19 protein-coding genes are annotated in these 21862 nt (G+C 57.0%); 6 read left to right on the top strand and 13 right to left on the bottom strand.

Annotation, left to right across the window (positions count from 1 at the left end; genetic code table 11):
- Positions 1 to 412 precede the first annotated feature (412 nt).
- Entirely contained in the window at positions 413 to 943 is a 531-nt protein-coding gene (locus tag BTO02_RS16190; RefSeq protein WP_083615250.1) for an energy transducer TonB family protein, read from the bottom strand.
- A 149-nt stretch (positions 944 to 1092) separates the two neighbouring features.
- Positions 1093 to 1485 carry a hypothetical protein gene (locus BTO02_RS16185; RefSeq protein WP_075157888.1) on the bottom strand — a complete coding sequence of 131 codons (393 nt, stop codon included), beginning with the start codon at positions 1483 to 1485 and terminating at the stop codon, positions 1093 to 1095.
- A 560-nt stretch (positions 1486 to 2045) separates the two neighbouring features.
- Between BTO02_RS16185 and BTO02_RS16180 the strand changes: the two genes are divergently transcribed.
- The 4 genes from BTO02_RS16180 to BTO02_RS16165 all read left to right on the top strand — a co-directional run bounded on the left by BTO02_RS16180 (position 2046) and on the right by BTO02_RS16165 (position 7159).
- Entirely contained in the window at positions 2046 to 3212 is a 1167-nt protein-coding gene (locus tag BTO02_RS16180) for a tyrosine-type recombinase/integrase (protein WP_332262250.1), read from the top strand.
- A 373-nt stretch (positions 3213 to 3585) separates the two neighbouring features.
- Positions 3586 to 3897: a helix-turn-helix transcriptional regulator gene (locus BTO02_RS34815; RefSeq protein ID WP_198039154.1), complete on the top strand. Its 312-nt coding sequence runs from the start codon at positions 3586 to 3588 to the stop codon at positions 3895 to 3897.
- A complete protein-coding gene (locus BTO02_RS16170; protein WP_075157885.1) occupies positions 3897 to 5804 on the top strand; it encodes a DUF927 domain-containing protein in 1908 nt (635 codons plus the stop codon). Before BTO02_RS34815 ends, BTO02_RS16170 begins: the two co-directional genes overlap by 1 nt.
- Positions 5805 to 6061: 257 nt before the next feature.
- The gene (locus tag BTO02_RS16165; protein WP_075157884.1) at positions 6062 to 7159 is read left to right on the top strand and encodes a phage/plasmid replication protein, II/X family; all 1098 of its coding nucleotides are present in this window, start codon (positions 6062 to 6064) and stop codon (positions 7157 to 7159) included.
- A 289-nt stretch (positions 7160 to 7448) separates the two neighbouring features.
- Here the strand turns inward: BTO02_RS16165 and BTO02_RS16160 are convergent, their stop codons facing one another.
- From BTO02_RS16160 to BTO02_RS16145, 4 genes are all read right to left on the bottom strand, one after another.
- Complete coding sequence (locus BTO02_RS16160; RefSeq protein ID WP_075157883.1) at positions 7449 to 8348, bottom strand: hypothetical protein; 900 nt, start codon at positions 8346 to 8348, stop codon at positions 7449 to 7451.
- A 70-nt stretch (positions 8349 to 8418) separates the two neighbouring features.
- On the bottom strand, positions 8419 to 9204 hold the full coding sequence (locus BTO02_RS16155) for an FkbM family methyltransferase (RefSeq protein WP_156883841.1): 786 nt from the start codon (positions 9202 to 9204) through the stop codon (positions 8419 to 8421).
- Between the two features lie 39 nt (positions 9205 to 9243).
- A complete protein-coding gene (locus BTO02_RS16150) occupies positions 9244 to 9813 on the bottom strand; it encodes a hypothetical protein (RefSeq protein WP_075157881.1) in 570 nt (189 codons plus the stop codon).
- Positions 9814 to 9887: 74 nt separating this feature from the next.
- Positions 9888 to 10769 carry a hypothetical protein gene (locus tag BTO02_RS16145; RefSeq protein ID WP_075157880.1) on the bottom strand — a complete coding sequence of 294 codons (882 nt, stop codon included), beginning with the start codon at positions 10767 to 10769 and terminating at the stop codon, positions 9888 to 9890.
- 137 nt (positions 10770 to 10906) lie between these two features.
- Between BTO02_RS16145 and BTO02_RS16140 the strand changes: the two genes are divergently transcribed.
- Entirely contained in the window at positions 10907 to 11227 is a 321-nt protein-coding gene (locus BTO02_RS16140; protein WP_075157879.1) for a helix-turn-helix domain-containing protein, read from the top strand.
- On the opposite strand, the gene BTO02_RS16135 is transcribed toward BTO02_RS16140, so the two are convergent.
- From BTO02_RS16135 to BTO02_RS16100, 7 genes are all read right to left on the bottom strand, one after another.
- Positions 11205 to 11891, bottom strand: coding sequence for a hypothetical protein (locus BTO02_RS16135; protein WP_075158923.1), 687 nt, complete (start codon positions 11889 to 11891; stop codon positions 11205 to 11207). The genes BTO02_RS16140 and BTO02_RS16135 overlap by 23 nt on opposite strands.
- A 2-nt stretch (positions 11892 to 11893) precedes the next feature.
- Positions 11894 to 12190, bottom strand: coding sequence for a hypothetical protein (locus BTO02_RS16130; protein ID WP_075157878.1), 297 nt, complete (start codon positions 12188 to 12190; stop codon positions 11894 to 11896).
- A gap of 725 nt (positions 12191 to 12915) precedes the next feature.
- Entirely contained in the window at positions 12916 to 13635 is a 720-nt protein-coding gene (locus BTO02_RS34335; RefSeq protein WP_156883840.1) for a hypothetical protein, read from the bottom strand.
- 3 nt (positions 13636 to 13638) lie between these two features.
- The gene (locus BTO02_RS16120) at positions 13639 to 14262 is read right to left on the bottom strand and encodes a hypothetical protein (protein WP_156883839.1); all 624 of its coding nucleotides are present in this window, start codon (positions 14260 to 14262) and stop codon (positions 13639 to 13641) included.
- Positions 14263 to 14493: 231 nt separating this feature from the next.
- Positions 14494 to 16179 carry an FRG domain-containing protein gene (locus tag BTO02_RS16115; protein ID WP_198039153.1) on the bottom strand — a complete coding sequence of 562 codons (1686 nt, stop codon included), beginning with the start codon at positions 16177 to 16179 and terminating at the stop codon, positions 14494 to 14496.
- A gap of 458 nt (positions 16180 to 16637) precedes the next feature.
- Positions 16638 to 18437 (bottom strand): DEAD/DEAH box helicase, encoded by a 1800-nt coding sequence (locus tag BTO02_RS16105; protein WP_075157873.1) that lies wholly within the window; start codon positions 18435 to 18437, stop codon positions 16638 to 16640.
- A 341-nt stretch (positions 18438 to 18778) separates the two neighbouring features.
- Positions 18779 to 20665 carry an endonuclease NucS domain-containing protein gene (locus BTO02_RS16100; protein ID WP_075157872.1) on the bottom strand — a complete coding sequence of 629 codons (1887 nt, stop codon included), beginning with the start codon at positions 20663 to 20665 and terminating at the stop codon, positions 18779 to 18781.
- 368 nt (positions 20666 to 21033) lie between these two features.
- Here BTO02_RS16100 and BTO02_RS16095 point away from each other — a divergent pair, with 368 nt between their 5' ends.
- Positions 21034 to 21633, top strand: coding sequence for a recombinase family protein (locus BTO02_RS16095; RefSeq protein WP_075157871.1), 600 nt, complete (start codon positions 21034 to 21036; stop codon positions 21631 to 21633).
- Positions 21634 to 21862 lie beyond the last annotated feature (229 nt).

Raw genomic sequence — 21862 nt, 5'->3', positions numbered from 1 at the left:
GATGGTGCGACCGCGTGCAGGCGCGTTCGACGTATGGATCGCACGATACGCGCGCTGCCGGCCGTAGTGTCGGCGCACCGTTGTTGATTTGGCATACCGGTTGAGGCGGATTGCGATGTGTGGCTTGCCACAGGTAGCCGCGATTCCTGTGCGGCACACCGGTCGGACTACTGCCGGTTCAGGCAGCATGCCAGACGATGCAAAAAAAGCGGGCGGGCGAACGCGCGGATAACGCGGCACGCGGCGACCTTGCTATCCGGCGCAGGCGGATGGCCGTGCGGCGAAAGCGATACCGGAGGGCTCCGGCAGGGAGTGGCCAAATTATATCGACAGCGAGGCGCTGCGACATTAAAGAGCGGGGTTTCGTCTGGCTTTCCTTCGTTTGCGAATCGTCTGTTGTTCCTTTGCTGCGTCAATCGAGGGTTTGCGCTTGCGGCGCGGCAAAGGTGCGCAACTGGAACTTGCCGTTATCGTTGAAAAGCCAGTCTTCGAACAACTCGAGGTGGCCTGCGCGATCGAGCAGTTTTGCCGGTGGCTGCGGCAGCGGTGCGGAGCGGCGCAGCGTCGCGAGCGCGGTGCTTTCCGCTTCGTCGTCGCCGTTCGTGCGATAGACGGACGACGCGACGATCTGCCCGCGACCGTCGACGACGAACGTCACGACGACGAGCGAGCGCAGCATGGCCTGCGGTACCCCTTGCAGCACGTACGATGGATTGCGCTCCATGATGCGTCTTGCGACGGCACTGCGATACTGGTCGAGTGTCGCGCTGTTGATTGCCGCGAGCGGTACTGTCGCGACCGGCCGTCCTGGCGGTGTGAACGTACACGCGTAGGCGAAAAGCGAAAGCAGCAAGGCGGACGCGCGCGCGGCCGAAAGCGCGCGTGGAACGCAAGAGCCGTAACCGGTAAAAATGGCGCGACGGTGGAGATGGCGATCGGGCATCTTCGATTCCTGCTGCGGCGTGAAGCCCCTCACAGCGATCGTAGTTCAGGCGCACCGCAATTCAATAGACGTTCGTCCGGATGAGAGGGGCAACGAACGGTTGCTTGCGCGCGTGCGCGGGCGCTGCGAGGCTGTTGCGAGGCGATGCGCTAGTGACGTCCGCCCCCGCCGTGCCAGCCACTGCCCCCGCCACCATGCCAGCCGCCCCCGCCATGCCATCCGCCGCCCCCGCCGTGCCAGCCGCCACCGTGCCATCCTCCACCATATCTGTGCCAGTAGCCGCCGTGGTGATAGTAGCCGTGTCCGTAGTAGCAACACCCGCCGCCCCAGAAACCGATACTGAAGCTGCCGAAATAGGGGTACGCGTAAGGGTAGTAACCGGGGCCATACGCGTAGGGATAGGCATATGGGTAACCATAGGCGTAACCGGGGGCGTACGCGTCGTACGGGCCGTACGGATAGCCGTAGTAATAGCCGGGAGCGGCGACGCAGCCTGCGAGAAGCGCAGCCGCCGCTGCGGCAACGAGAGCAGTTTTGAGCATTGCAGCCTCCTTCCTTCAGATTGGGAAAGGCGATGCAAGGAAGGGTTGTCGCAATTGTATCGGCGCTTCGCCGATGCTGCTTGGGCGCACGCAGCGCCGCTCGCGTGCGCGGGCCGAGCGCCGCGTCAGGAATTCGCGCGGCGGGCGCCAAGTATCGCCTGTCTTGCCGTGCGTGACCGCGGCTATCTCCAGAGGTCGTATCGAGACGCAGTAATGCGCAGGGATTTCCGGTGGGTGCAACCGGCTTGGAGATTCATTCTGTAATCCGAATGACTGGGACGCCTGCTTGCGTTTGATGCGCCCGATGATGTGCTGGAAAAGACAAAGCCCGTCAGTCGATGACTGTACGGGCTCTTCTCTTGCATGCGCAGTGGCGGAGGGCGTGTCCGTCTAAATCAAATTCGCTAGAATTCGTTTGAGTCCGCGAAACCCTTGCTGGTACGGTGATTGGCGCAAATCGGTGTTCAACTCGATGCGTTAGGAAGCGGTATAATCCGACATATATTTGATAGTCGATTTGTGGGTCAATTATGCCGCGAGCTGTCAACAAGCTTAGCCAGTTGAAGATTAAGACCGCGACCAAGCCGGGCTTGTATGCCGACGGCGGGGGGCTCTACTTACAGATCACCGCGGCCGGAGTGAAATCGTGGCTTTTTCGATATATGCGAAACGGAAAGGCTCGTGGGATGGGGCTAGGTCCTTTGCACACGATTGGGCTGGCCGAGGCGCGGGCGTTCGCGCTCGACTGCCGCCGACAATTGCTAGCTGATGTCGACCCTATCGATGCGCGCAACGCCGAGCGTATGTCCAAAAGAGTTGCGCAAGCCGACGAAATGACTTTCGAGCAGTGCGCCAGCAAATACATCAAGGCACATCGTGCTGGATGGAAGAATGCGAAGCATGCAGACCAGTGGACCAACACCTTAAAGACGTACGCTTATCCTGTCTTCGACTCGCTGCCGGTGTCCGCGATTGATACGCCGCTGGTAATGAAGGTGCTCGAGCCGATCTGGACGGCGAAGACGGAGACGGCGTCGCGAATCCGCGGCCGGATTGAGTCGGTACTGGATTGGGCGACTGTTCAACGCTACCGGGCTGGAGAAAACCCGGCTCGCCTGAAAGGCCATCTGGACAAACTTTTGCCGAAGCGGTCGCGCGTACAGAAGGTTACGCATCATCCAGCAATGCCGTACGCAGATATTTCTGAATTTATGGAGATACTGCGTGCTGAGCAAGGTGTCGCCGCCCGCGCACTTGAGTTCCTTATTCTGACCGCCACGCGAACCAATGAAGTTATCGGCGCAAAGTGGGACGAACTGGATGCGGAGCGCACTGTCTGGATCATTCCGGCAGAGCGGATGAAGATGCGCAAGGAGCACCGCGTGCCGTTGTCAGCTCGCGCCGTCGAGTTGATCAAGGTGCAGGAAACATTAAGAGAAGGCGACTACCTTTTCCCCGGTGCGAAGTATGGCAAATCCCTGTCGAATATGGCGATGCTCGAGCTACTCAAGCGGATGGGGAGCCACCATTTCACCGTACATGGCTTTCGCTCCACATTTCGCGACTGGGCAGGCGAAACGACGAATGCACCACGTGAGGTCTGCGAAGCTGCGTTAGCACATGGTCTCAAAGATAAAGCCGAGGCCGCGTATGCGCGCGGTGATCTATTTGAGAAGCGCATCACGTTGATGCAGCAATGGGCCGATTTTATTGGCGCGACAGCCTGAGCGCGGAACACACATCCCGCCAGCGAGATTCTATTGACAACCGCGCCCATGCTAATGTATGTTCCGATGCTCGGGAAAGGCTTAGGTCTACCTCGATAGCCGTAGTCGACTCGAATAGTCGATATAGCGTCCTACGCGGGCGCGACGCGCGCAACGACGATGAAAGAGCTTGCGCGCGAAAAGGTCGAAAACATGCCGTCCAGCTGAAGGGCTGTCACACTGTTCGGAGATTAGCTCGCACGCGCAAGCTAGTCATTTTTATTACCGAGAACAGGCCTACTGACGTCCTGCCGCTATCCGCGTTCCAATCATTTTTGGTGATCGGACCACCTCGCTCACGTGAGAGGTGGCTGCTCGCCTATGGACGGGAAACATGGCAAAACCTCTCTCAGTGCAAGCGACCGATGTCGTTTTGCAAGCACATGCGGCCGGTCGCAATCAGCCGGACAAAACCGCATTTCTCCCGCACCGGCCGCTTCCCGCGGCTGCCGACGTCGCGTCACTTCCGGGTGAGCGCATGGTGCGCCTGCCCGAGGTGCTAAAGATCACCGGCATTGGTCGGACTACTCTTTTGGTTATGGTGCGCGAAGGTCGTTTTCCTGCACCTTTGGCCATTACTCCCCGCATCCGCGGATGGAGATTGTCCGCTGTCTGTCAGTTCCTGGCTACCTTGGAGGAAGCTTGATGGCCTCCATGAATATGCCGAAACTTCGTTTCCCTGCGGGTACTACGAGGGAGCAAATCCTTCGCAAAGCGGACGAGGTACGTGCCAATGCCCGAAAGAACAAGTCGGCGATCGACGACGATTTCTCTGCGGACGCGAGCAACTTCGAACGGGACGCAGACGAACGCACTTCTAGCGATAAGCGGGCTGTGATCAAGGCTACGCCTGGTCGCAGCCCGCGGCCTGTAGGCAAGTCGCCGATGAAGCCGACGCGTCGTCGTACTGCGACCGACGACGCATCGGCCGAACGATTTGGTGATGGTCAAGTTCCCAGCGAGGATATCCGCTGGCTTGCACGCGTTTCGGAGATCAATGGCGCTCGTCCCGGTCATCTTGTCGAGATCAGGGCTTTGAACGACACGTGGCGTCCGCTTGAGATTCCTGAAACTCTTCTTCTGCAATCCGGAGAACTGGCGAAGTACCTTGTCGAAAGCGGTGTATTGCTTCCGAACACGAGCGCGGCGAAGCGCATCGTCGAATGGCTTCGTATGTGTCCCGCGACCCCGCGACGAATCCGTGCGGTGAACGATGGCTGGGTGGAGTACCTTGACGGCGAGGGCTACGTATTCGGCGACCAGATGTATCTGGAAGGCGGCGAGCCGATCCAGGTAGTGCGGCCGCAGTCACGTCAACTCGATCGCAAAGGCGGACTCGAAGGCTGGCTCGCGATCACGACGCTGTGCCGTGGGAATCCGCTGCTCATCTTAATGATGTGCGTCGCGCTTGCTGCGCCGCTTCTGCGCCTGCTGGGCTGGGACTCGTTTTTTATGTCCCTTGTAGGCAAGTCTGGCACTGGCAAGTCAACCGCTCTGCGGATTGCGCAGGCTTTCACGGGCTCACCCGCAGTTCTGCCAACCTGGGAAGGCACAGCGAACGGACATGAAGCCGCCGCGGCGCGACTGTCCGACAGGCCGGTCGTGCGCGACGAACTGGGGCAAGCGGACATCACCGCGCTCGACGAGCTTATCTATCGTCTCGCGAACGGAGGCGGTAAGGTTCGGGCAACTTCGAACGGTGAAGAAGCTGTCGCTTCGCGAGTCCTGTCGACTTTCATGTCTGCGGGCGAAGTGGACGTGGTCGAACTGCTCAAGCGCGGCGGCCGTCAAGCCAAGGGAGGACAGTTAGCACGCTTCCTGACTCTGCCTGTCGATGGCGAGTTCGGCATCTTCAGCGAGTTGCACGGCGCGCCGGACGGCGAGCAGTTTGCGCGTCGCATTAGCAATATGCTGCGCGAAACCTATGGTGTCGCATGGCCGGCGTACGTACGGCACGTAGCGGAAAATCGTGGCGGTCTGGAAGATGAATTTCGAAGAAATATGGCTCAACTTCGTGCTCTTGTCAGCAAGGGACACCGTTTTTCATCCTCAGACGGCGTGTGTAACCGTGCACTCGGACACTTCAGCGTCGCATGTTTCGCCGGGATTGTCGCGATCCGAGCCAAGGTCATCGACCTTGAACCGAATGACATCATCTCTGCGATTCGTGAGTGCTTCGGGAAATGGCTGCAACGCTACCTCGACCATCGTGAAGCGCCGACGAGCGAGATTCTCGCGGAGATTCGCGAGCTCGTGCTGAGTAAGCGCAATCGCATGCCACCGTTCACGGCGTTCGCGGATGCTAGTTGCGACACGCGGTTCGGCTTTACGCACACGGACCGGGCAGAGAATGTCCTTCTCGTGTTTCAGGGTGCATTGCGAGCCATCGCCGACAGGTATACCAAGACGGCCATGGATGACGCTCTGAAAAGTGCTGGCTGGCTCATACTGGGCTCGGGAGGACGACCGGCGAAGCAGTACAAGGTCCCGAAGCACGGAAACAAGAAGGTAGCGATGTACGCAATTCGCGAGTCGGCTATCTACTCGCTTTAACCGCGAACGGCCGGTGATCCCGGTCTACGCGTCTACAGGTCTACAGTAGACAAAGGGGGGCGAACGGATCGGTCGCCCCCCTTTCTTTTTCCCGGATGCCCCGCGTTTACGTCAGCGACGATACTAGCTTATACCCTCCTATATCCTCTTCCTATCCTTGAATCCAGCGTTTTTCCCGAAACTGTAAAGGCTGAGCGGTGCACCTCACTGGGGTACACCGCACCTCTCAATCAACCTATTCGGAGAAGGAAACCTGCATGATTGATTTACTCGATATTGAGATTCCACTGCAGCACGAGCCGTTCGGCAACGAACGTATCAAGCTGCTGGAAAACGCATCAAGACAAACCTCGAAACGCTTCAGTTCGAAAGTACGCCTGTTAACGAACGGCATGCCAGTCAACGTCACCTCACTAAGGAACGGTTCGGTAATCGGCATTCGTTGCTGTCCCCTCAAACCTCTTCAGGGGCATAACGTGTTTGGCACGAACGACGTATGCCTGCTCGGGTCTATGCTGATTTGTGCAGTCCTCGACAAGCTTCGGATCACATTTACGGTGGAGCAACAAGCAGCGTGGGAAGCCGGGGAATTCAATGTCAACGCGATTGATGTCACGCATCGCTTTCGCCTGCCTGAAAACGTGGCTGCAAAGCAGTTGTTCGAGCACATGCTACGCAACACCGCCTCGAAGTATAGGCCCGCATGGTTACGCGTCGGCGACGGCGTGCGTATGGAGGCTCCGCACAGCAACGCAGCATGGATTTTCTATGACAAGCTGCGTGAACTGGACGACAAGCGCCGACATGCGTTCTCACATCTTCATGCTGTCGTCGGAGATGAGCGCGTTAACGAAATCTGGGAACGGTTGCGTTCGATGGCGAGAAGCAGCATCCGCGCAGAGTTGAAGCTGTCGAAAGAGTATCTCCTTGCACGTGGCCTCGACCGTGGTTCTGCGTGGACTATAGAGCGGGCGAAGGAAATCTATCATGTCGAGATGCAGCGACTCCGATTCGGCTCAGTAAGGCCGCTGCATCAGTTGCTAAGCTCCATCTCCGGTATAACAGGCGACCATTTGCGACGGACGCTTGAGCTGTGGGCTCGCGGTGCCGACTTAGGCGAATTGTTCACCGAGTCGACGTTACATACGCACCGAACTAGTATCCGCAAGGCGACCGGCATCGACATTGTGCTCGACGTTCCCGACGTGACACCGCTTCCGCTGTCGGAAGTGTTTTCTCGGGAAAACCGGTTGCCGACCTTTCCCGGCTGGTCGCGTAGACACGGGCTCGCTGCTGTGAACGGCCGATCGCTTCCGGCGTTCGCAAACCTTGCCGCATGGTGTCGCTTGGCCTAGTGTGAATGCGTGCGTTGTTAACGCACAAGCGCATTTTGTCCTTAGCCTCGCACCGATCGGTGCGAGGCTTTTTCCGCCCAGCGGAACATGGGCTATAGGGAGCGGCACTATTCATCGTCTACGGCCACAGGAATGATGGACGCAAGTTCCCCCTCCTCAACATCCAGTCCGTGCCTTGCAGCCAGCACTGCAACGCGGATACCAAAAGCACCGCGAAGCTCGCCTACCGTGCTCTATCATGCAGCAACGCTAGAACATGTCGAGCTACAGGCTAGCATCTGCGCTACAACTATTTCCTCTGCTTTCCAAGCGCGGCTTTTCGTCGCGCTGCGCGGTTCGGATGATTCAGAGCTTGAACAAGCCCTTTCCCAGCTTCGCGCTCGCGCTTAACCGTTCCGGCCAGTAGATTTCGTTCAACGTTAAAGACCTTGACGTATTCCTCCCTGCCTGTTCCGAGGGCGGCGTACTTCAACGCGTCGAGCATGATGAGAAGATTGGTGTGCGGCACCCAGTCCGGAGTCGACAGGGTTGTGCGTTCGATCTCCATGGTTCGCGACCTGAATGCTCTGATCGAAAGAAGGAGAGACGCAATCCGCTCGATGATGAAGATTTTCGCCGGAAGCCGGATGTCGCCGTACGGTACCTCGGCGTTCAGCAAGGGACCGAGCGCGCCTGAGTTCGTCTCTGCAATGTCGAACAATATCTCGCAGGCGGCGAGCCATTCGCGCCAGAATCGCGGCGTGGCGATGATGTAGTTGCAGTAGACCACCTGCTCGGAGCTTTGCACGAGGCGACTCGTATCGCAGGTCGGCGCGATCCTCCTGCACGCCATTTCGAGCGCCCGCGCAATTCCAGCGTGATGATGCACGGCCTGCTCGAAAACGTTTAGAAAGATCGCGTTCTGCTCAAAGAACGGCGAGAAGATCACAACTTCGACGTCGTCAGGCTGCCCGGCGAGATACGCAAAGACGTCACCAGACGTTAGCTTCGTTTTCGTCGCGAATTTCGGTGACAGGAAGCCGTACCGCGCGTTCTCGTCGAGCGTGTTGCTGAGCAGGAACTGCCTCATCGGCCAGTATTCGCGCCAGTCGGGACGCTGCCCGGTGTTGTCGAGCGGGAGGAAGCCGCGGTCGAGCGCGCCCCGGCTCTCATCATCGTAGAAAATCTGATAGACGCAATTCGTCAGCATGACCAGGTTCAGGATGGAAGGCGGCGACGTGTGCCGCTGTGAATGTAGTTGATATCGATGGGCACGCGCTTCACGCGACGGGCGCTCGCTTTTCGTAGATGAGCGTGCGGTTACGCAGACCGATAAGCTCGAAACCGGCCGTGTGGAGGATGTCAGACGCACCCGACATCTCCTTGCGACCGTGAGTTTCGAAGATGACAAATCGTGTTTTCTGGAGCGTTTGCGGCGCACCTTTGAGGGCTTCCGCGCCGCTGCCTTCGATGTCCATCTTCAACACGTCGATGCGCTCGAGACCGTACTCCGCAAGAGATGCGTCCAGCGTCGCTGTCGCCACTGTCCTGGTGTGCGCGCGCTGTCTTGGTGCCACACTGTTTTTACCAGACAGAGGGTCATCGAAACTGATGCTAAGTACCTTGCCGTCAGAAGCTGAAAGTGCGCACGTGATCGGGATGTACCAATCGTTTGGCTCGCCAATGCGTTCGCAGGTGAACGCGTGGGCTTCGTCCATCATGTCAATGCCGAAAACCGTCGCGTTGTGATTCAGGTAATGCCACCAGCGGATCGTGATGCCGACGTTCACGCCGCAATCCACGACGACAGGATGTTCCGGGTGTTCCAGCTGATGTTCGATGACGTCGTGCCTGATCTCACCTTTGGCAAAGTTGTCATGAATGTTCAGGACTTCGGCAATCGTCGATATCCTGCCGAAAACGGGAAGTCGAATGGGGAACGGGACCGCACGAATCGTTCGACAGAACGACACGTAGTACCCCGCTGGCCCGACAAGCCTTCTGAGTATTTTTGTCATGTTGGTAGGTGGCGGGCCCGGCGATCGCGGCGGACGTGTGCCGGACATGCGCACCTTTCCGCCAGACACCGGGCCTTGGCGGCCATGTCAGTTGAAGTTCTTCGTCTGCTGCCGGGGTGTGTCGACCGTTCGAACGGTGAAGCTGTGATCCGGGTACAGATCGATCTCCCATCCACCCTCGGTATCGTGGTAGGTCAGAAAGCGCTGATCGCTGGAAGGGTCAAGCCGCGGGATGTCGTATGCGTCCACGACTGCCTTCGCGAAATCGGTCAGCGGCATGCTGCCCGCGTTGAAGATCGCCGTCGCGAACTCCGCGCCGACCGTGTAGCGCGTCATCCGGTTATCGCGAAACTCGAAGAAGGCGACGTATTGAGGCTGCCCGACCGCGCCGCAATTGAGCGCCATCCCGTAGGAGGTCTGAATCGTCAGATTCAGATACGGGTTTGATGTGTCCTTCTTCTCGTCGATATGGCACGAGGTCCCGTTCTTCGTCAGTGCAGTAACCGCATTTCGCACCGCGACAGGCCGATCACCGAGAGCGAGTCCTTTTATACGCGGGCCTTCATGTGCGGATGCGCCGAGTGGAATAACAAGCGCAAGCGACAGCGCGAGCGCATGCCAGGGCGTACGGTTCCACAAGCCGCTATGTGCATTCATTTATAAATTCCTTGGTTAGGCTGGTAGATGATTGATTTCTGGTGAAGGCTCGTGATTGGATGCGTCGTGTCCGGTCAGGCACCGGTGCTGTCGGCGAGCGCGCTTGCCACGATCAGGGTCACGCGAAGAACATCGCCCAGTCGTGCGTCGTAGTGCACGGCAAGACATGTCCGGCATGTGGACGCGACCGATGCCTGTATGCAGTCTGCGACGGCCCCAATCTCCCGCAGGCGCAGGGAGCGTGATCCGGCGACGAGGACCAGAACGCCATCCGCCTGCTGCACGCATGTCGAGCCGAGGTCTTCGATAGCCCCGGCCACTGCATGACGGGGGCGGTCCGCACCTTGCGCCGTGCCGATTCCGATATGTGCCTTCTCCGTACCGGTGAACGTCGCGCGGACATCAAGGTAATCGGCTCCCACCGGCGCTGTTATCTGGAAACCGCAGGCTAGACCCTCCGTCGCGGCGACGACATATGCTCCGAGAAGCTTCGCGATCACCGACTCGTGCGGCGCTGAAGGCAGCACGATGAGCGAATCGAAGCTATCTCTGTATGCGGCGAGAAGCGGCCCCGCGTCGGCGTGGTCCCCTACGTCCGGGGTCAACATGCCAACCACCAGTGCACCGGACAGGCGGGCCATCGTCGCAATCACTTTCACCGCGCGCTGCGCGTCCTGCTCGATGGTGCTGACCAGGAGCAGCACGAGGTCGGCATCGCGAATGCGGTTTATGACAGGAGCCTGAGGGGTATTCACCACGATCTGTTCAACGTCTCGCGGCAGCGCCGCATTACGCAACAGACCAAGCAGGCGCGCGCCGGTGTCGCCCACCCCAACAATTCGGATCACGGGTGTGGGAACTCCGTCTGACGTCGGCGTGACCGATAAAGGATCGAAAAGCGTCGTCAGCGCAATGCCATCGGGCATTACGCGCTTCTCCTCTTCATGTTTGTCCATAGGTTTTTCCGTTGTGCCCCATCAACCGCAGCGGTGTGGAGCGAAAATTGTAGCGTAAACAATGCAGGTGTTAACACGTCGTTAAATGATGTGTGTATTCCGTTGAGATTCTGTATTCATGTCTGGATCATTAAGGCATGAGCCCGAAAGCGAAAACTTCAGATAAGCGCAGCCCGATCGCGACCGCCGTTGGGAAGCGGGTTAAGGCATGCCGGATTGAGGCGGGGAAATCCCAGGAAGAACTTGCGCATGACGCGATGGTCGACCGCACCTATATTTCAACGATCGAGCGCGGCAAAGGGAATCCGAGCGTCGAAACGCTGGCGAATCTCGCGTACTGCATGAACCTGACGCTCGCGCAGCTGTTCGAGCCGTTGAATATCAACCTGAAACCCACGGGTACGCGCCGCACCAACGTTGGGGAACCCGCCCCGGTCAGACAACGGCGGCTGCGGTAGCTTTGCGCGCCGCTCGCTTGTCGCGAGGCACCTGGATCGACAGTGCTCCGGTAACGACAATAGATTGTCTGGAGTAGGCGGTCACGTAAGTGCCATGCATTGCGTACTTGCCTGACGTTTCTGTGCGGTAGGTCAATCGTGCATTGCTCGATGCCAGCCACGGTTCGTACTCGGCAGGATCAAGCAGCAGTAAGGTGCTAGGCCGAAACGCGCGGCCAGACTGACGACCTTCGAATCCGATGGCGAGCACCGCATGCAAATGTGTACTCCGCGCTGGTCGCCAGCTCAGGATCACAAGGTGGCCGCCCTGCAATTGCTCTTCACAGAACGCCACTACTTTCCGGTGTGTACCCTCGACGACCTTTGGGCGAAGCCCCCATCCGAGCTCGAACACCAGTTCCGCAAGCTCGTCCATCGTTGCACCGGACAGGTAGAACGGCCAGACTCTATCCCAGAAGGCCGCACCCGCCCCACGCCGCCGCCACGATACAAGCCTCGTATCGGGCAAACGACCGAGCAATGCACCGGCCATCGCAAGGCAATGTAGCGTGCAGCCGGAATCCCATTGGCCTTGGGCCGAATGGAGGACCTTGCGGGTATTGGCGACCTCAAGTCGCTGATCGGGACGCAGTGCAGGGTGAAGTTTTTGCACGATGAATTCCACGATCAATATTCCGTCGGAAGGAGCAATGTCGTTGCGTGCCGTCCGGCCTCAGTGATGATCCACAGCACTTCGGACGGGGTACCGAGCAGATAGACCGACAGGAGACGAGAACCTTGTTCGACGGCCAGCCGGTTTGCGATCGCATCCGCTTCACTCACGGTGCCCCAGTCGCCGCGCATGTGACGCAGCAGCAGGTCGAGCGGGTGCGTGTCTGTGCGCTCGAGAAGCGAGATGGCTCCCGGAGTGGCAACGATGTCGCCTAGCCGGAACAGAGGAGTTCGATGCTCGCGAGATATCATATGTAGGTATCCTTATCAGTTGGGACGTGCGAAGGCCGCCGTGATGACGTAACGGCTTTAGGCGCGGGACAAACGAAGTGGGGAAAGCGGGTTCTGCAGGCTTGCCAGCGAACGGCTGGCGGTAGTGAACAACGTCAAGGTCCGGGGCCAAACCCCGACCGGTCACGGAGGGATTTCCGTTTGTTTTCCGGGCGCCTCGCTTCGACAATAAGGCGCGATGCAGGTGATCCTGTTTTCGACAAAAAACTATCAATTCGGCTAAAAAATGAATAAAAATTGCCGAATTTTAAGCAATCGTAGCATAAATTTTTCGAAACTATCCCCGGGAAGTTGCCCAAAAAAATGGGCATCAAGGTGGTCTGTAGCAAAAATGTAATATTCGAGATGCCATTGTCTATGGAAAAAGCGGCTCGACGGCAGAAATCCCGTCCCGGCGGCCCTTAAATGGCCCTAGGACGGCTTGGCGGGCATAGGAGATACCGGAGAACCGGAAGCGCGAGCAAACAGCCGGCTGAGCGTGACGAACGTTCGTCAAAGTGAAGGATTATTGTAATAAATTGGTCGAGTTCCCGTTCCGTGCTTGAGTCAGAACGGCGTCTGGGGGCGGCTTAGGAAAGAAGCTGTGCCACCGAATCGCCGGACACGGCCGACGTTAGATTTCGCCGCGTCAGCAAATCCATGCCGCAGGCGATCATGCGGCTCCGGCAACACGACCGTCAAAGGTGTTACGGAGGCGGTGGTAATCGCAGAAGTTCATCGACCTTTTTCCATGCGTCGTACTTCTCGTACATGCCTTGACGCTGACGATGAACCGGAATCGCCCATTCGTTGCCTGCAGACCAATCAAGAAAGTGATCCCAAATCCTGCCGGTATGCCCTAACAAGTCAGAAAGAAGAAACTGACAAGTTACCTCGCTGCGTCGGAGTAAAAGGGAAGAATTTGGAACGGGATGTCCGCCAAGCTCGCAGTGGTACCAATAATCCTTTCCGCGAAACTTGCCATTAGCCGCTTGCCGAAGCTTGGCGGGTGCGAAGAAATCTCGCCGTTCATCGGCGCTACTGCGGAGCCAACGTTCGGCGTCGTTATCGCGACTCTCGAAGGCCCATGCGAGATATTCGATCTCCACGATTTGGCGAAGCAGGGCAGCAGCAGCGTAGTGCCTTCCGTCTGCAAACAGATCAGCACTGGAGGACGTGAGCTGCCCAGCGATACGAAACAGCAACGAAACGGCGACGATTTCATCGCTGCCATGCCCGAAGGGCGATTTGCCACTTACTCGATCGCCGCCAAAGATATACCCGACGGACTGCAACTCTTCGCCTACCTGTTCGAACGTTTTAGCTGTGAATTTCGCAAGAGCGTATCTGGCAGCGATTTGCTGTGGATTTATCGCTGCTTCCCTTGCGGCAGCAGTCAACGCGTGAAGTTCGCTATCGGATGACATCCATTAGACCCCTATCGTCGGCTCACGCGTCCTCGCTGCCATGGCTTTCATCCGTGCAAATGCCTCTTCACGCTCGCGCAGCGTCCGAGCTATGAGGTCCGGTATGTAGCGGTCGTGCTCATCCAGCACGGCTTCGCCCAATCGATGCTCAGTGCGGACAGACTGCGCGAGCGCCCAAGCCTTGTTCGCCAGCGTTGCGCACTCTACGGCGACATCCGAAAGATGATCGGGCGGTAGGGAATACTGCCACTCCGTGGCCAGATGTCGCTGCGCAGCTTCTCTCGCTGTCGGAAAAAAGCGAAGGCGAGATGCAGTTCCTGGCGCTAACCATTTCCAGTCCATGTCCTCGGGATATGCGAATTGCGGTAGACCGATCCCGTTGCGTCCGGCTTCGCCACGTAAGACTTCCTCCTGGGCGATGTCGGCGTCCACGATCATGCGCGCCGCTGCGCAATAGTATGCTTCCAGCGCTTGCACGGCACTGGCCGCTGCAGCCGCAGCTTCGCGCCGGTGATCGCGAGCTTCTTTTCGCGCATTGAAGTACACGTTTATCAACGTGCTAACAACCGAGGCGGACAACACAGACACCGCAAAAAGCTTCGCGTATACCTGCCAATCAATGTCCATCCGCCGCCTCACGCTTTGTGTTGTGTTCGCAATTGTAGCGGGTTGGCACTTACAGACTGCGTATGTTCGAGCGTCACAAAGAGCAACCGATTTGCGCTACCCTTGACTTTACGGCGAACTTCCGCGGACGACCCCGAAAGCGACACTGATATTCCATTCGAAACGGTCCGCTGGGGAAAGTGGAGCGGACGTTCCAGATATAAAAGTTACGATCCCCGTCACCAGATCGCTTTAGCTTGGAAACCAGTACACGGGGAACGTCTTCATCAGGCCATGCGGCACTTCGTACATGGCGAGTAGGCGCTTAAGCATCGGGTCTTCATCTGGCCCAGGGAACAGGTGTCGTGCGTTCGGTAGGTTCGACGGACGGAATCCATCTGCAAACTTGATTTTCAGACCGATAAAACGGCTTGCGGCGTTGCGATACAGGGCGCCAGATCCTCCAAGCACTGCACAAGCTTGTCGATGCGGGCGTAGAGCCTCGTCCGGTGATGTCAGTTGTTCGGTGTTGACAAGGGGTGCCGCGCCGTCGGGAACCAAGAATACAAATATTGCAGAATTCGTAAGTGGCCCTGCGAGTTCGGTGTTTGATGAAAGGCCAGTAGCAGTAACGCTAAGCTTATTAAAAGCAAACCACTCTGCAACTCGAATGTCATGAGTGACGTCGATATATGGTGTCGGTGCGCCATAGTGTTGGAGAACTAAGTTCCGGCGTACGTCGTAGTGCCCCATTCGAAAATGTTTGACGTACTCATCTTGTACCTCGCCGTTTCCGTTACTCACAGTCCAGCGTGTGTACGGATTGCCGTTGTCAAGTGATCGTGGGCCGAGAACTGGGGCATCTTGGAAAAACTGAATCGTGAGAGTGCTATCGGACCCTATGCCCTTCGGCTTATACACGTGGCCGTCCGGTGTCAGGTACCTAGCTGGATCTCCGAAGATTAAGTCAGAATAGAAGCACCAGTCCGATAAATGCGACACGAACCCACGAAATTGCGATGGATCGTCAAGAAATTGGTCGTAGTGTCGATACAGAGACGGTATAACGCTATGGTCCTTCACGTCTGAGTACGGCGTAACCTGAGTAGCTACCAGTTCGCTCCGGTCGGGAAGGCGATGTTCTTCCGTTTGCCCACGGAACACGGCCGAAACATTGAACGGCGCTCGTGCGCAAGCAGTACGGAGATCATCCACAAGTGCGTCGAGGTCGCGCTGGCTGTCAATCGTGATGGTCGGAATATCCGCGTCATCGCTGGCGAATTCTCGCCGCGTCGAGAGCAAGGGGATTATTACGCGTCTCATCAGCGAACTCCCCACCCGGAAAAGGTCGCCTTGAGACCGATAAAGCATACGCCGAGTTTCCGTCGGAAGACGTATGAGGTCGGCAAGGTCGCGCTTATTTCCCAACCAGTCGTTGTGAATTTTGCCGTCCTCCTCCCATAGAACGAAGCCAATAAGGGGGTCGAAGAGAAAGAGGTCAGGATGCGAAGTCGGCGGAGCCGGTATAACTAAGTCAAATAGCCTCGCCTGCGGATAATAGCTGTTAAGTAATGCACGAGAGACAAGTCCCAGCCCTTGGTGCGCATCGGGCGCCTTGACCCCGAAAGCCGCCAGGCGCTTGGTAACATGCTTCTTGAGGTCCAGCGTAGGCAAGGGATGCAGGGGTTCGATCGACAAGCGCAATTCGTCGGGCAGTGTCCCAATTTGTGCAAACGCTGACGTGAACGCCTTGAAGTACCTAGCGCGCTGCTGATAGGCTGGTTCGACACACTCGTCCAACTCTGCTGACCGCTCGGCGTACGTTTCAGGTTTCTCCCACGTGGGAAGGCCGCCTTTATCCATAGCATGGAGCATGATGCGGTTTTGAGTCCACGTCATAGAAGGGAGAAAAGGACCGTTGGGTGGATTTTGATTCATTTGATCTCTTTGTGATGGTTCGCGATCACATGAATCACGAATGTGAGCGCGCATATGATCAAGAGGATGCCAGGTTGTCCTTGAAGAACTTCGCCAGAAGTGTATCAAGGCGTGCTAGTCGTCTCGATGTTCAAGCGCATTGCGTAGATGGATGTGCGAGCGGAACTGCACTACGGCGGCAACTGATACGGTCCTTCACTCGCCGTACGAAGGGCGACTGTTGTGTGACAACGGCCGCCGTTTACCTCTCTACGGTCGGCGTCAGGCTTTGCAAAGCCTGTAGCTTCGCAATATCGCGGGCGATGATATTAAGCGCGCAGTCCCGACAGTAGTGGTCCCAACTTCGCCCATTACGTACCTTCAGGCGAACATCGCCCATCGCGATACGGTGCTTGCTGTTTGCCTGGCAGTTGTGAGACTTGCCGGCCGTGTCAACGCCGACCTGAGTAATGAGAGATTTAATTGCCACCAAACACCTCGTGCGTTGCCGCGGCAACGATAGCGTCGAAGCCCGCATCAACTCGATCAAGTTCCTCGCGTACGAACTCGCTTCGCTGACCAGCTGCGCGTCCCGCAACGGCATTTACTTGGCGGTCGATGGCCGACTTCAACACAATCAGATTGCTGCGATTAAGGCGCTGACGATCAAGGTCGCGCCCTTCTGGATTGATGCCCCGTTGGGCAAGGATTCGGGCGGCGGCTGTGCGCACCCGCATATCCAGTCCGCCGCGCATTGCGCGCCGTTGTGCCACACGCGTTACTGGCACGGCTTGCAGTGTCTGCCGGTCTGGATCGAAGTTTGCGTCAATGATGCCGCGCTCTTGTAGGAGTCTAATGGCAGCTGCCTCATCTTCCTCAAGCAAGGGTAGTTCTTCAAGTTGCACTTCCGACTGGGCGCGCACTTCCATTTCGTCGCCAGGCCGGGGTACAGGCGTGATTTCTCGCTCGCCAGGGTCGGCGGGGTCCATGCCTTCCAACGGTAGCAATTGGTCGAAGTAGGCCTGATCAGCTTCGCTGTATTGCTGGAAGTCTCCCCATTGCCGCGCGATATTGGCACCGGCGTGGAACACGACCACGCCTTGATTTACGGGATTACCGGGTTCGTTCTGAACGATCACGCGCATGATGCGGCCGACAAATTGCACAAAAGGCGATAGGTTTGCAAAGATGCTGAAGACGGCCGCTACGGCGAGGAACGGATGGTCGAAGCCTTCACCGAGTTTGCGCACCTGGACAATGACATCTAGTTGGTGGTTATCTAGCTGCGTCATCACTCGTGCGTTGGCTGCGCTGTTTTCTCGCGAGTGGACATAACCAGCGCGCTGTCCGCGTGCGTTGTATGCCTCCACGATTTGGCGGCAGTGCTCAAAATTCAGCGCGGAAGCAATGATTTTCAGCCGTCGTTCGCTCGTCTCGTTACGCAAACGGTTCAGCTCTCTAATTGAGGCGTCGACGATTGTGTTTAGTGTCTCAGTGGATGTGACGATGCTACGTCTGAAGTCGGCATCTTGTTCGCCGAGCAGGCGTACTTCCGCCAGTCCGACCTCGATTTCCTCTCCGTTCTCGCGTCGCACGTAACGCAGCGTGCGAGGATTCAATTGGACCGCTTTGAGGCGCTTCACATAGCCCGCTTGGATCGCTCGGAAAATTGGGAACGAGTACAGCACGCGGCCAGCCATGAGTTGGCCATCAGCACGCTGGGGCGTGGCACTGAAGTTTACGATTCGCGCAGCTGGGAAATGTTGCTTCAGTGCTTCCCACGTCTGGGCGACGCTGTGGTGTCCTTCGTCAAACAGAATCAAATCGAAGTAGTCGGCCGGCAGCGTCATAAGCCAACGGTTATCCTGCCCTTGGAGTTGCTGAATATTCGTAATAACGACATGCGCTTCGTCTAGGTCACCCCGGTTTGCAGTGGTGCCGCGAATCTCGACCGGCTCGGGGTAGGGCCCTCCGACCAGCACGCCGCACTTTTGATAAAACATGCGTGGATTGCTGGGATCAAAATCAGCGGCAAGTTGCCCTGCGATATTTACGCCGGGCGCGATGACTAACGTCCGGTTCGACCGAAAGGCGAAGGGGGCCAGGGTAATCGTCCCCGATTTGCCGCATCCCACAGGGAGCACTACGCCAACTTCGCGTGTGGTATCGGTCGGGTCGCTCGCAAAATCCACAAGGGCTTGGTACGCACCGCGCTGCGGTTCGCGAACGTTGCCGTTGGCACCAATATTGGGCTGTCGAGTTTGGAAAGGATTTGGCATATGGTGTATGGCGGTTTGCTGAACGATATTGGAAGTCTACGGTTGCGTCGCTTATGTATGTCTCGTTTGGTCTGATCGTTATCTCATCCAATCAGCATATTCAACTGGTCGTTTCGCGGACTTGACCGGCCGAGAGAAATGCTAAGTTGGTCCCGCCACATCATGCCACTACATAAACGTCGTGCTAGCGTCGTCGAATTCCAATATTACATATTCTGGGGCATAAACGGCGCAGCCGTCGTTTATGCGTTAGCAAGATAGGCGGCATCACCAATCGAACAGGACGCGAATGCCCGACTAAATCGATGCCTTTTCATTTAAGACGTGTCAGCTGGCTCTAATTAGACTAGCTGCTCGGTTCCCGGGACCTCGGCCGATGGTAGATCGGTTCCTAGGAGTAGCCAACCCTTTCGCGTCGCTGCGAATATCGCGCCGCCACCATTCCCATCCTCTAGGTAGCATTGTGCACAGACATTGGCGCCGCCACCGCCCACCCGGGCGTCAATCATGAATTGTGCCGTATTGAAATGTCTGTGACAAAGGCCGCACAGTTCGATTTTTCCGATCCAGTAGCATTCTCCATCGGCTGGATGCAGCTGCTCGATGCGCGCCCTGACGACGCGCTCCGCGACATTGAAATCATTATTAAGCCAGACCTCGATAGATTTGCGAAAACCCTCATCGTGCGTCATAAAGAGGCCAACGATCTTGTGAACCTCGTCGACGTTAGCGTCAATCAAACTGAATACCGAGCCTCTGGTGGGTCGTGGAGACCCTACGATGGAAGAGCCCGCCACTCGTACCCGCTCAGGGCCATCCTCGCCCATGCGGAAAATGATATAGCGCAGACCGAGGTCGGCCATGATGTCGGCATTAATTCCTCGAGTGCTTCCGAAATGATGCGTGATGAAGTAGTCGAACGGGTCTGCACCAAAATGCGCCTTCATTATGGCGTCGAAATCGAATGACGTGCCGTCCCATTCGGGTACCCCAAGGAAAGTCTCGACCGGCTGCCCTTCACGTTCAATTTCGAGCCGGAATGATGGAATATAGGCCGGGTAGCCAAACGCCGCGCCTGCAACTGAACGCAACACATCCTCGTTGCTAAAGGCGGTGATCCTGGTGGTTGCGGGTCCGGTTCGTTCTGCATAGCTGAGCAAGTCTAGGCCCGCATTCCGCCATTCAGAATTGAAAAAGAAAACATTTGCAATGCTGGTACGTAACGCCTCCATCTGGGGCCGTGAGATAGTGCTGGCACTCTGACGTAGGTGATAATCTGATCCGCCGGTCTGCCCGATGAGTTCGCTCAAGATTGTATTGTCGAGTAGCCGAGCATCGATAAATCGACCGAACCGTTCGATCATAATGTCGCGTTGGGCGCCCTCAGCAAACCAATGCGATGCCTTCTCCGGATGAGAGATTTCTGAGTGGTCGCAATGGATGCGGCCAAATAGATCGTCGTAGCCTGGATACCAGACTGCATCGGCTGCCTCGCTAACCCGGTCTTCCTCCTCGATCAGATCAGCCATGTTTTCCTCAAACTCTTCATACTCGGCGTCGCTGAGTTGGAGGCGAATACGCTGACGATATTCGGTGAGCGTCAGCTCCTGCTGTGCGAAATATAAAAAGCACTTTTCACTGATCAGTGGATTGTTTGAATGGCTCCGAATCAGAACGAAATCGTCGATACCGGCTTCCTTCATATGCGCAGCGATCAATGGAATCGCAGCGGTTGCCTTCGCCTCCGCCTCGAAGCGCCACAGAAAGTGCCGTCGCGAGAAGCGTCGCTGCGCTGCGGTCGCAACAGTGCTAACTGGGTCGATTCGCGTCGGCCAACCGTCGGTATCGAGCGCGATCCGGCCCGCCAAGAGGTCAAATGGCGCTGTTTTTGCGAACTCCGAGTAGGGAACGAGCAACCCGTGCCACTCGACTGACAACAGCATTAGGCGATATTCGACGTCTCGCAAGAGATATTTTTCACGTAAAAGTGCTGAATATTTATAGAGTTCGTGTATTGCCTCACGAGCAGCTGTGTCGGTGCGTTTGATCTCGATTATGACGAGTCGATCATGTGTGTCTTTCGCGAAAATATCTAAGAATCCCGCGGCACCTTGAGAGTTTTTTAGATAATGTTCGCGGTCGATGAGCGTTAGTCCCGGTTCGACCATATCGAGCCGTTCGGCTAGAAAGTCTCGTATCGAATTTTCGTTCGGCGGGTTTGTCGTCATGGGGATGAGTGTTTTTTGACTTTAATATAGGTCACGTCTGATGCAACCGATGGTATCGCGGTTTTGACAAACCATCGAGGCGATTTGTATCGATCCATTCGCGTGATGGCCTACGGCCAGTACCCTTTCATGCAATCCGTTTAGGCGCGGTGATGTGCCCGAAGCCAGTGAAATGCATAATAGATACGCAATATGACCGGTCTTCGTAAAGTTCACTAGCACCGAATCTGTATCGTCGTGAGCATGGCTCATGGGGGTACACCGTAAAGAGCCATGCACTCACGGACCGGAGATTGGATCAATAGAATCAACCGTATATTTGATCTATGTTATTATTGAGCCATTGACTCAAATGATCCAGCCAATCCATGCGCAAACTCTATTACGGTCGGATTTCGACGACGGACGGCCAGTCGTCCGTGAGCCAGTACGACGACGCCAGATCACACGGTGTGCATGACAAGGACGTTTTCATTGACGAGGGCGTGAGCGGCTATCACGTGGCTCCCTCCGAACGGGAACAGTGGCGCAGAGCGGAGCACGATTTGCGGCATGGCGGTGTTCTAATCGTTCGTTGGCTCGACCGCATTAGCCGCCGCTACGACGAGCTACACCGCACGATGCGCCGGTTGATGGAACTGGGTGTGCGTGTCGAATGCACCCTCAACGGGATGGCGTTCGATGGAAAAGCCAAGGACCCCATCGAGAAAGCAACGCGGGATGCTGTGCTGGCATTCATGGCGGCACAAGGCGAAGCGGACTACCGCAATCGGGCAGAGATGCAGCGTCGCGGCGTGGCGATCGCGAAGGCCGAAGGAAAATACAAAGGGCGCGCGCGATCCCACGATTACGCTGCTATCAAAGCATGGCGTACCGAAAACGGCGCGAGTATCAAGGAGACCGCCGAAGAGTTCGGGATCGGCACCGCGACGGTGAAAAGAGCATGCGGAAACGACAAGCGAACATGACGGGAACGCAGCGGAGGTGGTTTCCGATTCGTCGGAGTCCGGCCATGAGCCGTCTTTCGATGCAGCGGGATGGTTGACTCCTTTAAGCTTAGAACCGTTCGTTCGGAGGGCCGTGTTGGGGTACTGGAGATAGATTCATTTGGTCGTGCCCGTACCCGTCGAACTTGGCCGTTTCGAGGCAAAGCGGATATTCGGCATGAACGAGGTTCGTAAAAAAATGACCTCGGAC

Origin of the sequence: Paraburkholderia sp. SOS3, assembly GCF_001922345.1 — a bacterium.
In the GTDB taxonomy this organism is placed as follows: Bacteria; Pseudomonadota; Gammaproteobacteria; order Burkholderiales; family Burkholderiaceae; genus Paraburkholderia.
This window is presented reverse-complemented; position numbering and strand designations above follow the sequence as displayed.

Bases quoted from the DNA above. Each gene is read 5' to 3' on its own strand.
- BTO02_RS16190 (WP_083615250.1), bottom strand. From the start codon at position 943: ATGCCCGATCGCCATCTCCACCGTCGCGCCATTTTTACCGGTTACGGC.
- BTO02_RS16185 (WP_075157888.1), bottom strand. From the start codon at position 1,485: ATGCTCAAAACTGCTCTCGTTGCCGCAGCGGCGGCTGCGCTTCTCGCA.
- BTO02_RS16120 (WP_156883839.1), bottom strand. From the start codon at position 14,262: ATGGACATTGATTGGCAGGTATACGCGAAGCTTTTTGCGGTGTCTGTG.
- BTO02_RS16155 (WP_156883841.1), bottom strand. From the start codon at position 9,204: ATGTCCGGCACACGTCCGCCGCGATCGCCGGGCCCGCCACCTACCAAC.
- BTO02_RS34335 (WP_156883840.1), bottom strand. From the start codon at position 13,635: ATGTCATCCGATAGCGAACTTCACGCGTTGACTGCTGCCGCAAGGGAA.
- BTO02_RS16170 (WP_075157885.1), top strand. From the start codon at position 3,897: ATGGCCTCCATGAATATGCCGAAACTTCGTTTCCCTGCGGGTACTACG.
- BTO02_RS16100 (WP_075157872.1), bottom strand. From the start codon at position 20,665: ATGACGACAAACCCGCCGAACGAAAATTCGATACGAGACTTTCTAGCC.
- BTO02_RS16160 (WP_075157883.1), bottom strand. From the start codon at position 8,348: ATGCTGACGAATTGCGTCTATCAGATTTTCTACGATGATGAGAGCCGG.
- BTO02_RS16105 (WP_075157873.1), bottom strand. From the start codon at position 18,437: ATGCCAAATCCTTTCCAAACTCGACAGCCCAATATTGGTGCCAACGGC.
- BTO02_RS16130 (WP_075157878.1), bottom strand. From the start codon at position 12,190: ATGATATCTCGCGAGCATCGAACTCCTCTGTTCCGGCTAGGCGACATC.
- BTO02_RS16150 (WP_075157881.1), bottom strand. From the start codon at position 9,813: ATGAATGCACATAGCGGCTTGTGGAACCGTACGCCCTGGCATGCGCTC.
- BTO02_RS16115 (WP_198039153.1), bottom strand. From the start codon at position 16,179: ATGAATCAAAATCCACCCAACGGTCCTTTTCTCCCTTCTATGACGTGG.
- BTO02_RS16140 (WP_075157879.1), top strand. From the start codon at position 10,907: ATGAGCCCGAAAGCGAAAACTTCAGATAAGCGCAGCCCGATCGCGACC.
- BTO02_RS16095 (WP_075157871.1), top strand. From the start codon at position 21,034: ATGCGCAAACTCTATTACGGTCGGATTTCGACGACGGACGGCCAGTCG.
- BTO02_RS16145 (WP_075157880.1), bottom strand. From the start codon at position 10,769: ATGGACAAACATGAAGAGGAGAAGCGCGTAATGCCCGATGGCATTGCG.
- BTO02_RS34815 (WP_198039154.1), top strand. From the start codon at position 3,586: ATGGCAAAACCTCTCTCAGTGCAAGCGACCGATGTCGTTTTGCAAGCA.
- BTO02_RS16165 (WP_075157884.1), top strand. From the start codon at position 6,062: ATGATTGATTTACTCGATATTGAGATTCCACTGCAGCACGAGCCGTTC.